This is a genomic window from Ensifer sp. MJa1, assembly GCF_037026475.1.
Classification (GTDB): domain Bacteria; phylum Pseudomonadota; class Alphaproteobacteria; order Rhizobiales; family Rhizobiaceae; genus Ensifer.
Window position 1 is genome coordinate 1 of record NZ_JAKUMO010000070.1, and the last position, 453, is coordinate 453.

The following is a 453-nucleotide window of genomic DNA, read 5'->3' on the forward strand; positions in this document are numbered from 1 at the left end:
ATCCTCGAGCGCACCTCGATGAACTCCTGGGATGACCAGAACGTCCGCGACGCGCTGGCCAAAAACGCCGCCAACGGCCGCAAGAAGATCGTCGTTTCCGGTCTGTGGACCGAAGTCTGCAACACCACCTTTGCGCTCTCCGCCCTCCATGATGTGCCCGACTACGAGATCTACATGGTGGCCGACGCCTCCGGCGGCACCTCGGTTGATGCGCACAAATACGCCATGGACCGCATGGTGCAGGCCGGCGTCATCCCGGTCACCTGGCAGCAGGTGCTCTTGGAATGGCAGCGCGACTGGGCCCGCAAGGAAACCTACAATGCCGTCACCGCGGTGGTGAAGGAACACTCCGGCGCCTATGGCATGGGCATCGATTACGCCTACACCATGGTCCACAAGGCCGACGAACGCGTCATCCATGGCAAGACCATCGGACCAAACCCGGCAAAGTGA

The 453-nt window shown here is 61.8% G+C and carries 1 protein-coding gene; it reads left to right on the forward strand.

Going from position 1 to position 453, the window contains the following annotated elements:
* Positions 1–453: isochorismatase family protein (locus MKZ91_RS31540; RefSeq protein ID WP_336174953.1), on the forward strand; the 453-nt coding region annotated here is incomplete at its 5' end.